This window comes from Streptococcus mitis bv. 2 str. SK95 (genome assembly GCF_000222705.1).
In the GTDB taxonomy this organism is placed as follows: Bacteria; Bacillota; Bacilli; order Lactobacillales; family Streptococcaceae; genus Streptococcus; species Streptococcus mitis_AY.
Genome location: NZ_AFUB01000053.1, coordinates 30782 through 44761 on the forward strand (window position 1 = coordinate 30782; position 13980 = coordinate 44761).

At 41.4% G+C, this 13980-nt stretch carries 14 protein-coding genes; all 14 read left to right on the forward strand.

Annotation, left to right across the window (positions count from 1 at the left end):
• The first annotated feature begins 5 nt into the window (after positions 1-5).
• The 14 genes from HMPREF9965_RS10100 to HMPREF9965_RS10165 all read left to right on the forward strand — a co-directional run bounded on the left by HMPREF9965_RS10100 (position 6) and on the right by HMPREF9965_RS10165 (position 13978).
• Positions 6-983 carry a hypothetical protein gene (locus HMPREF9965_RS10100; protein ID WP_000612317.1) on the forward strand — a complete coding sequence of 326 codons (978 nt, stop codon included), beginning with the start codon at positions 6-8 and terminating at the stop codon, positions 981-983.
• Positions 983-1558 (forward strand): hypothetical protein, encoded by a 576-nt coding sequence (locus HMPREF9965_RS10105; RefSeq protein WP_001188455.1) that lies wholly within the window; start codon positions 983-985, stop codon positions 1556-1558. Before HMPREF9965_RS10100 ends, HMPREF9965_RS10105 begins: the two co-directional genes overlap by 1 nt.
• A 124-nt stretch (positions 1559-1682) precedes the next feature.
• Entirely contained in the window at positions 1683-2021 is a 339-nt protein-coding gene (locus HMPREF9965_RS10110; RefSeq protein WP_000767871.1) for a type II toxin-antitoxin system RelE/ParE family toxin, read from the forward strand.
• Complete coding sequence (locus HMPREF9965_RS10115; protein WP_000182400.1) at positions 2014-3099, forward strand: HigA family addiction module antitoxin; 1086 nt, start codon at positions 2014-2016, stop codon at positions 3097-3099. Before HMPREF9965_RS10110 ends, HMPREF9965_RS10115 begins: the two co-directional genes overlap by 8 nt.
• A gap of 151 nt (positions 3100-3250) precedes the next feature.
• Complete coding sequence (locus HMPREF9965_RS10120) at positions 3251-3655, forward strand: YbgA family protein (RefSeq protein WP_000438486.1); 405 nt, start codon at positions 3251-3253, stop codon at positions 3653-3655.
• Positions 3639-4001 (forward strand): TIGR02328 family protein, encoded by a 363-nt coding sequence (locus HMPREF9965_RS10125; RefSeq protein ID WP_001241809.1) that lies wholly within the window; start codon positions 3639-3641, stop codon positions 3999-4001. Before HMPREF9965_RS10120 ends, HMPREF9965_RS10125 begins: the two co-directional genes overlap by 17 nt.
• Before the next feature lie 244 nt (positions 4002-4245).
• The gene (gene metE / locus HMPREF9965_RS10130) at positions 4246-6495 is read left to right on the forward strand and encodes a 5-methyltetrahydropteroyltriglutamate--homocysteine S-methyltransferase (RefSeq protein WP_000108259.1); all 2250 of its coding nucleotides are present in this window, start codon (positions 4246-4248) and stop codon (positions 6493-6495) included.
• A 94-nt stretch (positions 6496-6589) separates the two neighbouring features.
• Positions 6590-7456, forward strand: coding sequence for a methylenetetrahydrofolate reductase [NAD(P)H] (metF, locus tag HMPREF9965_RS10135; protein ID WP_004244008.1), 867 nt, complete (start codon positions 6590-6592; stop codon positions 7454-7456).
• A 606-nt stretch (positions 7457-8062) separates the two neighbouring features.
• Complete coding sequence (gene pnp, locus HMPREF9965_RS10140) at positions 8063-10276, forward strand: polyribonucleotide nucleotidyltransferase (protein ID WP_000166413.1); 2214 nt, start codon at positions 8063-8065, stop codon at positions 10274-10276.
• 15 nt (positions 10277-10291) lie between these two features.
• Entirely contained in the window at positions 10292-10909 is a 618-nt protein-coding gene (cysE, locus tag HMPREF9965_RS10145; protein ID WP_000539965.1) for a serine O-acetyltransferase, read from the forward strand.
• Between the two features lie 34 nt (positions 10910-10943).
• Positions 10944-11708, forward strand: coding sequence for a nucleoside phosphorylase (locus tag HMPREF9965_RS10150; protein ID WP_000923416.1), 765 nt, complete (start codon positions 10944-10946; stop codon positions 11706-11708).
• A gap of 8 nt (positions 11709-11716) precedes the next feature.
• On the forward strand, positions 11717-12238 hold the full coding sequence (locus HMPREF9965_RS10155) for a dihydrofolate reductase family protein (RefSeq protein WP_000301974.1): 522 nt from the start codon (positions 11717-11719) through the stop codon (positions 12236-12238).
• Positions 12239-12255: 17 nt separating this feature from the next.
• The gene (gene cysS / locus HMPREF9965_RS10160; RefSeq protein WP_000591118.1) at positions 12256-13599 is read left to right on the forward strand and encodes a cysteine--tRNA ligase; all 1344 of its coding nucleotides are present in this window, start codon (positions 12256-12258) and stop codon (positions 13597-13599) included.
• Positions 13592-13978: a Mini-ribonuclease 3 gene (locus tag HMPREF9965_RS10165; protein WP_000567903.1), complete on the forward strand. Its 387-nt coding sequence runs from the start codon at positions 13592-13594 to the stop codon at positions 13976-13978. The genes cysS and HMPREF9965_RS10165 overlap by 8 nt, the downstream gene beginning before the upstream one ends.
• Positions 13979-13980: the final 2 nt, after the last annotated feature.

Genomic DNA, 13980 nt, shown 5'->3' on the forward strand with positions numbered 1-13980 from the left:
ATAAATTGATTCCAATAAATATTAATGATGAAAAAAACGGGTTGACTTCTTTTAGTCAACAACCAGATTTTGATGAATATGTTAAGATTTTTCTAATTAAAATTAAGAAAAATGAGATTTTTTTATATAAACAAGATGCTGATAAAAAAACTAAAGAAACTGTGATAAAATCAATTATTGAAAGTATGGGTCAATCTATTTTTAGTAATCGAGAAATAAAGCCATATGATCCGGTCGTAACGTATAAGAATGTACATGAGCAAGTAGAGGTGTCGAACTACGGAAATATTCAATCTGTAATTTCAAAATTTAATGATGAACAACAACATCTACTTAGTTCGAGTAGTGAAACTGAAAAAACATTACACAATTATTTGGTTATCATAAAAAAGGATGATTTAATTAATCTTAAATTCATTGGTTCGTTTGTAAATGCATTTCAGTTAGAAAAAAAGTGGATTATTGGTAATTTTACGGATAATAAAATTAATCTACGTAATCAAAATAACCTATTTGGTTTGAATAAGAAGATTGATTTGATGATTGTCAATGATGATAAAATTTTAATCAATCAAGCTGAATCAAAATTTGATTCTATATTTGGAATGAATCAAAAATTTGCTGAGCAAGCAACAGAAATTCTAAATACTAATGCAAATATAAAAACTATATTTGAACAAGCTTCAATTAATTTTTTGAAAACAAAAGTGATCAATGGTAAAAGACTTGCTACGAGGTTAATTAAAATTGTTTCTGATACGAATCGTTTTACAGAAACAGTTAAACATATTGACAAAATACAAACTATAAAAAATGATTCTAATCATAAATTTTATAAAGCAATTGAAGGGGTTACGTTCAGTAATGGAAAGCTAAGTATTACTGATGAGAAAAATTGTGTTCAATTGATTAATGCTATATCAGATGCTCTTGTAACAGCTTATATTTCTGAAATTGAAACGGTTGAAGAAGGACGTATGTAATGCAGCGAGATCTTTTTTCTAAGTGGACATTGTTCATCACTTCATATTTGCCATTATATTTATGGCTTCTTTTGAGTAACATTAACTATTCAAAGTTTTCATTTGAAAGATTAGTAGCTTTTGATTTTGAACATAAATTAATACGAACCGTTTTTGTTATTCTAATTTTTGTTTCAGTTGTCAAATTATGGAAATTATTTAAGTTTGACGGTAAGGAAAGTATCAAAATACCGAGAAAGATGGAAATATCACCGGAAAGTGATTCATTGATGAACTACATTGTTACGTATTTTACTCCGTTACTGTCTTTTGATATGAATAATACAACTAGTATTATCATGAATTTATTGTTATTTCTTTTAATTGGATTAATGTATGTTGGTAGTAATGCAAGTTATCTAAATCCTGTTCTAGGAGTTTTCGGGTTTAAGATATTTGGAGTTACAGGTTTTCCGCACGCTCATCATATCATAACAAATCTCTCATTTGATGATATAGAAACCGTGAGAGAAACAGATGTAGAATTAACTAGTTATAGATTAGGTGATGGAATTTATATTATAAAAAGAAAATAGGTAACATTGCTTATTATAAATTAACTATTATGCCAGCCAAATCAACCTTTGGCTGGCTTTTATTTTTCATTCATGCTATAATTAAATTACCTAAAAGGTAATTTAATTATACAGAAAGGGACTTATGAAGCTTATCTATACAAACAAAACTGTTGAAAAGCAGTGCACAGAGCTGAGACAGGCGAAAAAGGATTTTTCGGATAAGGTTGCTGTAAAGTTGCATTTCTTGATCAACTTTTTGGAAGCGGCAGATTCTTTGGCTAGTGTGACAGCTTTTCCTAAATACCACTTTCACCAACTCAAGGGAAAGAGACAAGGTCAGTTTGCTTTGGATATAGATGGTCGAAGGGGTTCCTATCGGTTGATTGTGGGTTTTCGAGAAAAGGATCTAGAAAAGGTATTTTCCAGTCCCATTGAAATCGAAATCCTAAAAATAGAGGAGGTCAGCAATCACTATGACTAATAAAATTGTTGAATACAAAGACCTGATTGCTTTTCATCCAGGTCAGTATGTTGAAGAGTTGATTGAAGATTATAACGTAACGCAGAAAGAATTTGCGGAGCGTTTGGGGGTTTCAGCAAAGACAGTCAGCAAGCTCGTCAATGCGGAGGAGTCTATCAGTAAAGAAACGGCTCATAAGTTAGCTAAGCTGAGTGGAGTTTCTATGCAAACCTGGCTCAATCTTCAAAATACTTATGATGTAAAAGTTGCAGAGATTGTAGAACAAAAAGAGCTAGAAGAAAGTAGCGAGAAAGAAATCTGTGAGCTGATTGATTTCAAGTATTTTAAGGAAAAAGGCTACGTTCCAGACAAACGCTATAGTTTGAAGGAAAAGATTGTCGAGCTTCGCAAGATTCTCGGTGTGGCAAATTTAGAAAATCTTACATCTTTTAACCATCTAGTCAGCTATCGGAATACGCGTGAGTTTACGACTAAAAGTATCGTGAACTCCAATATCATGTTGGAGTTGGCGTCTAAAAAAGCGCGTGATGTAACAACTACCAAGCTCAATCGTAGAAAGCTAGAAAGAAGCTTACCTGCTTTGAGAGAGTTGACCAGACAGGACCCAGAAATCTTTCCACAGCGCTTGTACGATATCTTATTAGACTGTGGTGTTGTCCTAGTCGGTCTACCCGCGCTACCAAATGCCAATTTGAATGGAGCGACTAAAAAATTCAGTAATGGTAGTGCCTTGCTTTTACTTACGGATAGAAACAAAGCATCCGATATTTTCTGGTTCTCACTTTTTCATGAAATAGGACATATTTTACAGAACGATTTTTCATCAGATGATGGAAATAGCGAATCCTACCGACGTTCTGAGGAAGAGGCTGACCAGTTTGCAAAAAATTTCTTGATTAGACCGGAAGACTATCAAGCTTTTGTGGAAAAAGGAAATTTTGATAAGATGGATATCATACGTTTTGCTGAGGAGATAGATATTCATCCTAGCGTCGTTTTAGGCAGACTACAAAATGAGGGCATTCTCAGTTTTGACCGTTTCAGAGAACTAAAAGAAAATTATTACTTTGTTTCTTGAAACTATGGAAATTTGTAGAAGATGAAAAAGTTCCATACAGTTAGTAATTATTATTTCTTTTTTCGCTCATATTCCGCTCATGATTCGCTCATTTTTAAGATTTAACTTTGTTTCCATATTCCCTGGAAACTGATAGAAAGCAAGGAGAAAGATGGAACAAACTAATCAAAAATCCCAGTGTCAGCAACTCTGGACTAGAAACAAATACCTCGTTTTGAGCCATTCCAGCAATATTTACAATGAGATTCGCCAGTATCTCAAGAATGAAGAGGTAGAGGTCAGCCATGTTCAAGAACTGATTGACCGTGCCTGTCAAATCCCTGAGCATAGGGGTCAGGTTTGCAATGCCTTTCAGCATGTTTGGGGTTATTTCAAAAAGAAAGCGACAGATGCTGAGCGTAAGGACTATATGCTCTTGCTTGATCGCTACCGCTTTGGTCAGGCTTCTAAGGAAGACTTGATTTCTAAGACTCGAGACTTGCTGGAACGCTATCCCAATACCTACTTGCAACATTCGACTTTACTGAAAGGAGACTCCCATGAGACTTTGGCATGAGGCTTTGATTTCACAACTTCCCCGTCCTCAGCTCCTAGGGCAACACCGAGAGTGTTGTGCTTTGCGTGGCAATGGCTGGGGTAGAAAGCATGCGACGGTGAACTATGTCTTTACCCACTCGCCCTATCGTCTCTATGCCTATCATCGCTTGATCATGAAGGAGATGGCTGACCGTGGCTATAATGTCAGTCCAGAATGGTTGGACAAGAACTACCGTGGCAAGACCTGCCCTCCTTATCAAGACTTGACTGAGGAGAAGCTAGGCAATTCTATCTACAGTGAGCATGACGCAGGATACTATGAGGAGTGTTTAGATAATCTCCGAGAGAAGGGGATTGAGTTATAGTCTTTTTTAATACTAAGTCATAGTCACTTATAAGAAACATAAATAGCTCGTTTGAGCATTCTAACTAAAATATAGCTATAAAACAAGCTATACAAAGGATTTGAGACATTTGTTTCAAGTCTTTTTCTTTTGACCAAAAGAGTGATATAGTTTCAAACTATATCAAAGCCTAATTATTTACAATTATACAGACAGTTTCTTTTCTGTTAAGATAGTTTCAACAACAAATTTTGGAGGACACATCATGTCAACTACGATCATCGGTTTCCCTCGTTTGAGTGAATTCCGCGAATTAAAATTTACAACTGAAAAATACTTTAGAAAAGAAATCTCAGAAGAAGGACTCCTTGCCGCAGCAAAAGAATTGCGCGCAAAACACTGGAATATTGTCAAAGAAAAAGGCATCACTGAAATCCCATCAAATGACTTTTCTCACTATGACAACTTCCTAGATGCAGCCTTCCTCTTTAACGTGGTGCCAGCTTCTGTTCAAAACTTGGAATTATCAGAACTTGAACGCTACTTTGCTTTGGCTCGTGGTTACCAAGGGGAAAAAGGGGATGTTCGTGCCCTTCCGATGAAGAAATGGTTCAACACCAACTACCACTACATCGTACCTAAATTTGAAAAAGACACTCAAGTCAAACTTGCAGGTCACAAGATCTTTGACGAATTCCAAGAAGCAAAAGAACTTGGATTGAACACTCGTCCTGTTCTTGTAGGTCCATTCACTTTCCTTCAATTATCAGACTTTGAAGAAGGCGTGAAAGCAGAAGACTTCGTAGACAGCTTTGTCGCTGCCTACCAAGAAGTTTTTGCAAAATTGGCTGAACTTGGTGCAACTCGCATCCAACTCGACGAAGCTGCTCTTGTAAAAGATTTGACAGCTGAAGAAAAAGCTCTCTTCTTGAACCTCTACAAGAAACTCTTGGCTGATAAAAAAGGTCTTGAAGTTTTGCTTCAAACTTACTTTGGTGATGTTCGTGACGTCTACTCTGACCTTGTGAACTTGCCAGTAGATGCCATTGGTTTGGACTTCGTTGAAGGTAAGAAAACTCTTGAATTGGTCAAAGGTGGTTTCCCAGCTGACAAGACTCTCTATGCAGGTATCGTCAATGGTAAAAACATCTGGCGCAACAACTACGAAAAGAGCTTAGCTGTTCTTGAGCAAATCCCAGCTGAAAACATCGTTTTGACAAGCTCATGCTCACTTCTTCATGTGCCATTTACAACAGCTAACGAAGAATTTGAACCAGCTATCTTGAACCACTTTGCCTTTGCGGTTGAAAAATTGGAAGAACTTCGTGACTTGGATGCTATCCGCAATGGTCAAGGAGCAGAAGCTCTTGCAGCTAACAAAGAACTCTTTGCGACTGAACGTGTGGGTGAAAATGCAGAACTTCGTGCGCGCATTGCAGGATTGACAGACGCTGACTACACTCGTTTGCCTGCCTTTGCTGAACGTGAAGCTATCCAAGAAGAAGCTTTCAAACTTCCAGCTCTTCCAACAACAACTATCGGTTCATTCCCTCAAACTAAGGAAGTCCGTGCCAAACGTTTGGCCTTCCGTAAGGGTGAATTGTCACAAGAAGAATACGATGCCTTCCTTGCTGAAACTATCGACGAATGGATCAAATGGCAAGAAGAAGTTGGATTTGACGTGCTTGTACATGGTGAGTTCGAGCGTAACGACATGGTTGAGTACTTCGGTCAAAACTTGTCAGGTTATCTCTTCTCTAAGAATGGTTGGGTACAATCATACGGTATGCGTGGGGTGAAACCACCAATCATCTGGGGTGATGTTACTCGTCTCAACCCAATCACTGTCAAATGGTCTAGCTACGCACAAAGTCGTACTGACAAACCTGTTAAGGGTATGTTGACTGGACCGGTTACCATCCTCAACTGGTCATTCCCACGTGAAGACATCTCTATCAAGGACTCAACTCTTCAAATCGCTCTTGCCATCAAGGATGAAGTTCTTGACCTTGAAGCTGCAGGTGTGAAAATCATTCAAATCGACGAGGCTGCTCTTCGTGAGAAATTGCCACTCCGTCGTAGCGACTGGTACGAAGATTACCTTGACTGGGCAATTCCTGCCTTCCGCTTGGTACACTCAACAGTAGCGCCAGATACGCAAATCCACACACATATGTGTTACTCAGAATTTACAGATATCATCCCAGCTATCGACAACATGGATGCGGACGTTATTTCCTTTGAAGCAAGCCGTTCAAACCTTGAAATCTTGGACGAACTCAAAGCGAAAAACTTCCAAACAGAAGTGGGACCTGGGGTTTACGATATCCACTCACCTCGTGTGCCGAACGAAGGCGAAATCGACCACACCATCGAAGCCATCCTTGCTAAAGTACCAAGCAAGAAAGTTTGGATCAACCCTGACTGTGGTTTGAAAACACGTGGTATCCCAGAAACAAAAGCAAGCTTGATTCGCCTTGTCGAAGCAGCTAAGGCTGCGCGTGAGAAATTGTAAGATAAGATTTCTCTCTTGACCCTGACTGATCAAGGAACAGCTTGGTCCTAGCTGGCTCAGCAATCATGAAATCAAAAAGAAAAGGATAATGACTATGTCACGCCAAACACCGTCACTCTCATTTGAAGTGTTTCCTCCAAACCCAGCTGTGGGTAATGATAAAATTATTTCAGCCTTGCAGGATATGCGGGAGTTGACACCGCACTTTATCAGTGTGACCGCTAGCAATAATAAATTTAATATCAAGGAAACAACGGTTCGTTTGGCTGACTTTATCCAGAATGATTTGGCGATTCCAACTATTGCCCACTTGCCAGCTATCTATCTGACCAAGGACAAGGTTGCAGAGACACTTGCGGACTTGGACAAGGTTGGTGTGCGAAAAATCTTGGCTCTACGTGGGGACATCATTCCTGATGTGGAACCGCAAAAGGATTTCCGCTACGCAACGGACTTGATTGAGTTCATCAAGGAACAAGCGCCGCATTTTGATATTGTCGGAGCTTGCTATCCAGAGGGGCACCCTGACTCGCCAAACCAAATCTCAGATATTCAAAATCTCAAGAAAAAAGTGGATGCAGGCTGTTCAAGTCTCGTAACGCAGCTTTTCTTTGATAATGAGCGTTTCTATGATTTCCAAGATAAGTGTACCTTGGCAGGTATTGATGTTCCCATTCATGCAGGAATCATGCCTATTCTTAACCGTAACCAAGCGCTTCGTCTCTTGAAAACGTGTGAGAATATCCACCTTCCACGTAAATTTAAGGCCATCTTAGACAAGTATGAGCATGACCCTGAGTCGCTCAGAGCAGCAGGACTTGCCTACGCAGTGGATCAAATCGTGGACTTGGTCACTCAGGATGTCGCAGGTATGCATCTCTACACCATGAACAATGCTGAAACAGCCAAATACATCCACCAAGCAACCCATGCCTTGTTTAATCATCAGTCTTTAGGGTAATAAAAAGCAAACCATTCTTCTCAAGCGAGGGGGATGGTTCCTTTTTAATAGAAAAGCCCGCACTTTTTAAGAAAAATATGATAAAATAGACTCTGTACGTACTTGATACAAAGATGAGGGTATTTAAGTTTTAAAGGTTTTTCCAATTCTCAATTTTTGACAGAAATTTTTCCTAAATGACTCTTACTAATTTTGAGAAAGAGCGACACGAGTGAGTCAAATCGATATTATTTGATGAGAGATTTAGTAAAACATTTAGCTAATCGCCTGATAGCGATTAGCGTGAAAGGTTTAAATGCTTTAGCATCAAACCTTTCTAATGATTTGTATCTTGAGAATTGAACACGCCTACAACTCTGTGGAAAAAGATAAATCTACCTAGGAGCAGTCGCTCCGTCGTTCGATTTCCTATTTTCCTTTGAGTTGCTTAACTGCTTAGTATCTTGTGTAATTGAACCCGGCCGAAAAGCTGTGTAAAAAAGATAAACTGTCTTGTCTTCATCGAAGACTTCGCCAGTTTCCTATTTTTACTTTGCTTTTTGCGACCTTAGTATCCTGATCTTTGTAGGCAAGGCGTATAATTTTATCAATCCAAAGGGGATTAACATGACAAAACAAGTGTTTCAAACGACTTTTGCTGGTCGTGAGTTGATCGTAGAGACTGGTCAGGTTGCTAAGCAAGCAAATGGCTCTGTTGTCGTCCGTTATGGTGAGTCAACTGTCTTGACTGCAGCCGTGATGTCTAAGAAGATGGCGACTGGGGATTTCTTCCCACTTCAAGTCAACTACGAAGAAAAAATGTATGCGGCTGGGAAGTTTCCTGGTGGCTTTATGAAGCGCGAAGGGCGTCCTTCAACGGATGCGACCTTGATAGCGCGTTTGATTGACCGTCCAATCCGTCCTATGTTTGCGGAAGGTTTCCGTAATGAAGTGCAAGTGATTAACACCGTCCTTTCTTATGATGAAAATGCATCTGCTCCAATGGCAGCTATGTTTGGCTCATCCTTGGCATTGTCTATCTCAGATATTCCATTTGACGGCCCAATCGCTGGGGTACAAGTTGGCTATGTCGATGGTCAAATCATCATCAACCCAAGTCAAGAACAAGCAGAGCGTTCGCTTCTTGAATTGACAGTAGCTGGTACCAAGCACGCCATCAACATGGTAGAATCTGGTGCAAAAGAATTGTCAGAAGAAATCATGTTGGAAGCCCTTCTGAAAGGGCATGAAGCAGTCAAAGAATTGATTGCCTTCCAAGAAGAAATCGTTGCTGCAGTTGGTAAGGAAAAAGCGGAAGTGGAATTGCTTCATGTGGATGCGGACTTGCAAGCTGAAATCATCGCGGCCTACAACAGTGACCTCCAAAAAGCTGTTCAAGTTGAAGAAAAATTGGCTCGTGAAACTGCAACTCAAGCAGTCAAAGACCAAGTGACTGCTGTGTATGAAGAAAAATATGCAGACCACGAAGAATTTGACCGTATCATGCGTGATGTGGCTGAAATCTTGGAACAAATGGAACACGCTGAAGTGCGCCGTTTGATCACAGAAGACAAGGTGCGTCCTGACGGACGTAAGGTCGATGAAATTCGTCCTTTGGATGCGGTTGTTGACTTCCTTCCTCGTGTGCACGGTTCTGGTCTCTTCACTCGTGGACAAACTCAGGCTCTTTCAGTCTTGACCTTGGCTCCGATGGGAGAAACTCAAATCATCGATGGTTTGGACCCAGAGTACAAGAAACGCTTTATGCACCACTATAACTTCCCTCAATACTCTGTAGGGGAAACTGGTCGTTACGGAGCCCCTGGTCGTCGTGAAATTGGTCACGGTGCTCTCGGTGAGCGTGCTCTTGCTCAAGTTTTGCCAAGTTTGGAAGAATTCCCATACGCTATCCGCTTGGTAGCTGAGGTCTTGGAATCAAATGGTTCTTCTTCTCAAGCTTCTATCTGTGCGGGAACTCTTGCCCTTATGGCTGGTGGTGTGCCAATCAAGGCGCCAGTAGCAGGGATTGCCATGGGTCTCATCTCAGATGGAAATAACTACACAGTATTGACAGATATCCAAGGATTGGAAGACCACTTTGGAGACATGGACTTTAAGGTTGCCGGTACTCGTGACGGAATCACAGCCCTTCAAATGGATATCAAGATCCAAGGGATTACTGCAGAAATCTTGACAGAAGCCCTTGCCCAAGCCAAGAAAGCGCGTTTTGAAATCCTTGATGTGATTGAAGCAACCATTCCAGAAGTTCGTCCAGAATTGGCTCCAACTGCACCGAAAATTGATACCATCAAGATTGATGTAGACAAAATCAAGATTGTCATCGGTAAGGGTGGAGAAACCATCGACAAGATTATCGCTGAAACAGGCGTTAAAATCGATATTGACGAAGAAGGTAATGTTTCTATCTACTCTAGCGACCAAGATGCCATTAACCGTACCAAAGAAATCATTGCTGGTTTGGTTCGTGAAGCCAAAGTCGATGAAGTTTACCATGCTAAAGTTGTTCGTATCGAGAAATTTGGCGCCTTTGTCAACCTCTTTGATAAGACAGATGCACTTGTGCACATTTCTGAAATGGCTTGGACTCGCACCAACCGTGTCGAGGACTTGGTAGCTATCGGTGATGAAGTCGATGTTAAGGTTATCAAGATTGATGAAAAAGGCCGTATCGATGCCTCTATGAAGGCACTTCTTCCTCGTCCGCCAAAACCTGAGCATGATGAAAAAGGCGAAAAGTCTGAGCGACCTCACCGTCCACGTCATCACAAGGACCACAAACCTAAGAAAGAAGTTACAGATACGCCAAAAGATTCAGAATAAGAAAAGGAGAAATGTATGGGATGGTGGCGCGAAACCATTGATATTGTAAAAGAAAATGATCCAGCGGCACGCAACAGTTTGGAAGTTTTGCTGACTTATCCAGGTGTCAAGGCCTTAGCTGCCCACCGTCTCTCGCATTTTCTCTGGAAGCATGGCTTCAAACTCCTGGCTCGAATGCACAGTCAGTTTTGGCGCTTTTGGACGCAGATTGAGATTCATCCGGGTGCCCAGATAGAGTCAGGTGTCTTTATCGACCATGGCTCAGGCTTGGTGATTGGGGAGACGGCAATTGTTGAAAAAGGCGTTATGCTTTACCACGGAGTGACTCTTGGTGGGACTGGTAAGGATGTAGGGAAACGCCATCCAACAGTTCGTAAAGGAGCTCTCATATCAGCCCATGCCCAAGTTATTGGACCAGTGGAAATTGGTGAAAATGCCAAGGTCGGTGCTGCAGCAGTTGTCGTGGCAGACGTACCTAGTGATGTGACTGTCGTCGGAATTCCTGCTAAAATCGTCCGAGTTCATGGACAGAAGGATGAACCAACGATCCACGAAGTCGAAGAAAAACGCGAGTACTACGTCAATAAACTAGAGCAGGCTAGAGAAGCTAGTCACAGATCGTCGGGGTTGTAGAGAGTTGTAATGCTTTAGGTAGGAGGTTAGGTAAATGCTATTAGAAGAATTCGAAAATGTACCTGCTGTTATCGAACCAACTGATCGAAGTATTCGTGGTGGTGGAGAAATCTGTGACACAATTATTTTATCTTTTAATGGAGAAATCGTTGAAAGAGTAAAGCAGTTTGAAGATGTATACGAAGGTGGATATTTAACCAATCTAAATGGCAAACTTCCATGGTATATCTATGAAAAAGATGGGAGTAAGGTAGCCGTTGCTATAGCTACGATTGGAGCCCCGATGGTTGTTGGACTCTTAGAAGAACTCAAAGCAAGAGGATTTAAGAACTTTATTGTTTTGGGTTCTTGCGGAGTTCTAGATCAGTCTATTCAGGCAGATAAGATTATCCTACCAAGTTCAGCTCTACGTGATGAAGGTACAAGTTACCATTACGCTCCTGCAAGTGATGAAATAGCTTATGATGAAACTCTACTCTTAACCATGGAAGAAGCTTTGAACAAATCTGGCATTGAGCACATTCGAACAAAGTCTTGGACGACTGATGCCTTTTATCGAGAAACGCCTGATAAGGTCAAGCGTCGCTTGGCTGCTGGAGCCAAAGTGGTGGACATGGAAGCTTCAGCTATCATGGCTTGGAGTCAATTTCGCAAGAGTAAAGTCTATCAGTTCTTCTACACAGCTGACTATGTGGATCATCATAAGCGAACCTGGGATGCCCGCCATGAAGAGCGGACAGCTGATGCCATGACTTTTTTCACTATCGCTTTGACAATAGCAAAGGAACTAGAAAGGTAACTACAAGAATGGCAGTATATTTTTACGGTTGTATCACCATGGATGGCTACTTGGCAGACAGCCAGCACAGGATAGACTGGCTGCATCAGCTTGGTTCTGTAGAGGATACAGGCTATGATGACTTTTACAGGCAAATGGATATCACCATCATGGGCAAGCGGACCTTTGAGGAAATTCAGGATTTGCAAGATGTAGAAAGTTTTTATCAAGCTACGGAAAACTATGTCTTTACGCATGATAGACACCTGCCTGTCAGCAATTACCAGCCAGTAGCTGGGGATGTGGTGGATTTTGTTCACCAGATTGACAAAGGCAAAAATGTCTTTGTGATTGGTGGTAATTCCTTGGTAGGACCGCTCTTGGATGCGGATCTTTTCGACCACCTCATTATTCAGATAGCGCCCCTTATCCTAGGAAAGGGGGTTCCCCTCTTTACCCAAGAGGAAGGGCAGCGCTTTTACCAACTGGATAGCCTCAGACAATTTGGCCCTTTTGCAGAGCTGGTTTTCAGCCGAAAAAGTCAGAAATAGAGAAGGGAGTGGATCGCATGATTAAAATTTACGACACCATGTCTCGTGATTTGCGAGAATTTGTCCCAATCGAGGACAGCAAGGTTAAGATGTATGTCTGTGGGCCAACTGTATACAACTATATCCACGTGGGGAATGCCCGTTCAACAGTGGCTTTTGATACCATTCGTCGCTACTTTGAATACCGTGGTTATGAGGTTGCCTATATTTCCAATTTTACAGATGTGGATGATAAGATTATCAACCGTGCCAAGGAAGAAGGCATCACGCCTCAGGAGGTTGCGGACAAGTATATCGCTGCCTTTCGTGAGGATGTGACGGCCTTGGGCGTGAAACCTGCGACTCGCCATCCGCGTGTAGTGGAGTTTATGGATGACATCATTCGTTTTGTCGCTGACTTGATTGAAAAAGGTTATGCTTACGAGAGTCAAGGGGATGTTTACTTCCGTGTAGAAAAATCACATAACTATGCTAAATTGGCCAATAAAACTTTGGAAGATTTGGAACTGGGTGCTTCAGGTCGTACAGATGAAGAAACAGCTCGCAAGGAAAATCCTGTAGACTTTGCCCTTTGGAAAGCTGCAAAACCAGGCGAGATTTCTTGGGACAGTCCATGGGGATCTGGTCGTCCGGGCTGGCATATCGAGTGTTCGGTCATGTCAACAGAGATTTTGGGCGATACCATTGATATTCACGGTGGTGGAGCCGATCTGGAGTTTCCTCATCATACCAATGAAATTGCTCAGTCAGAAGCAAAAACAGGCAAGACCTTCGCTAACTACTGGATGCACAACGGCTTTGTCAATATCGACAATGTCAAGATGTCTAAGTCCTTGGGCAACTTTATCACCGTCCATGATGCCCTTAAAACTCTTGATGGACAAGTGCTTCGTTTCTTCTTTGCGACACAACATTATCGTAAGCCTATCAACTTTACAGAAAAGGCAGTGCGTGACGCAGAGACCAATCTCAAGTATCTAAAGAACACCTACGAGCAACCATTTTCTGGAACTGTAGATACTCAAGAGTTACAAGCCTTTAAAGATAAGTTTGTGGCGGCTATGGATGAGGATTTCAACTCAGCTAACGGTATCACAGTAGTCTTTGAAATGGCCAAATGGATCAACTCTGGCAACTATGATGCAAGTGTTAAGAAAGCTCTTGCAGATATGTTGGAAGTCTTTGGGATTGTCTTTGTAGAGGAAGTTTTGGATGCAGACATTGAAGCCTTAATCCAAAAACGTCAAGAAGCGCGTGCTAATCGTGACTTTGCGACAGCAGACCAAATCCGTGACCAATTGGCTGCTCAAGGAATTAAACTACTGGATACAAAAGATGGAGTGAGGTGGACACGTGATTGATGTCAATCTCATTAACGGGATTGCGCTAGCTTTTGAGGGAGATGCGGTTTATTCCATGTATATCCGTCGCCATCTCATCCTCAAAGGCATGACCAAACCCAACAAGCTCCACCAAGAGGCGACCAAGTATGTCTCAGCCAAGGCTCAGGCTTGCTTGATTTCCCTCATGTTGGAGGAGCAAGTCTTGACGGATAAAGAAGAAGAAATCTACAAACGAGGTCGCAATACCAATAGCCACACAAAGGCTAAAAATGCTGATGTGGTGACCTATCGCATGTCTACAGGTTTTGAAGCAGTGATGGGCTATCTCCATCTGACTGAAAATGTGGAGCGTCTAGAGACCCTAATTTCTTGGTGCATCCAAAAAGTGGAGGGCTAGGA

Bases quoted from the DNA above. Each gene is read 5' to 3' on its own strand.
- HMPREF9965_RS10105 (WP_001188455.1), top strand. From the start codon at position 983: ATGCAGCGAGATCTTTTTTCTAAGTGGACATTGTTCATCACTTCATAT.
- HMPREF9965_RS10110 (WP_000767871.1), top strand. From the start codon at position 1,683: ATGAAGCTTATCTATACAAACAAAACTGTTGAAAAGCAGTGCACAGAG.
- HMPREF9965_RS10115 (WP_000182400.1), top strand. From the start codon at position 2,014: ATGACTAATAAAATTGTTGAATACAAAGACCTGATTGCTTTTCATCCA.
- HMPREF9965_RS10120 (WP_000438486.1), top strand. From the start codon at position 3,251: ATGGAACAAACTAATCAAAAATCCCAGTGTCAGCAACTCTGGACTAGA.
- HMPREF9965_RS10125 (WP_001241809.1), top strand. From the start codon at position 3,639: ATGAGACTTTGGCATGAGGCTTTGATTTCACAACTTCCCCGTCCTCAG.
- metE (WP_000108259.1), top strand. From the start codon at position 4,246: ATGTCAACTACGATCATCGGTTTCCCTCGTTTGAGTGAATTCCGCGAA.
- metF (WP_004244008.1), top strand. From the start codon at position 6,590: ATGTCACGCCAAACACCGTCACTCTCATTTGAAGTGTTTCCTCCAAAC.
- pnp (WP_000166413.1), top strand. From the start codon at position 8,063: ATGACAAAACAAGTGTTTCAAACGACTTTTGCTGGTCGTGAGTTGATC.
- cysE (WP_000539965.1), top strand. From the start codon at position 10,292: ATGGGATGGTGGCGCGAAACCATTGATATTGTAAAAGAAAATGATCCA.
- HMPREF9965_RS10150 (WP_000923416.1), top strand. From the start codon at position 10,944: ATGCTATTAGAAGAATTCGAAAATGTACCTGCTGTTATCGAACCAACT.
- HMPREF9965_RS10155 (WP_000301974.1), top strand. From the start codon at position 11,717: ATGGCAGTATATTTTTACGGTTGTATCACCATGGATGGCTACTTGGCA.
- cysS (WP_000591118.1), top strand. From the start codon at position 12,256: ATGATTAAAATTTACGACACCATGTCTCGTGATTTGCGAGAATTTGTC.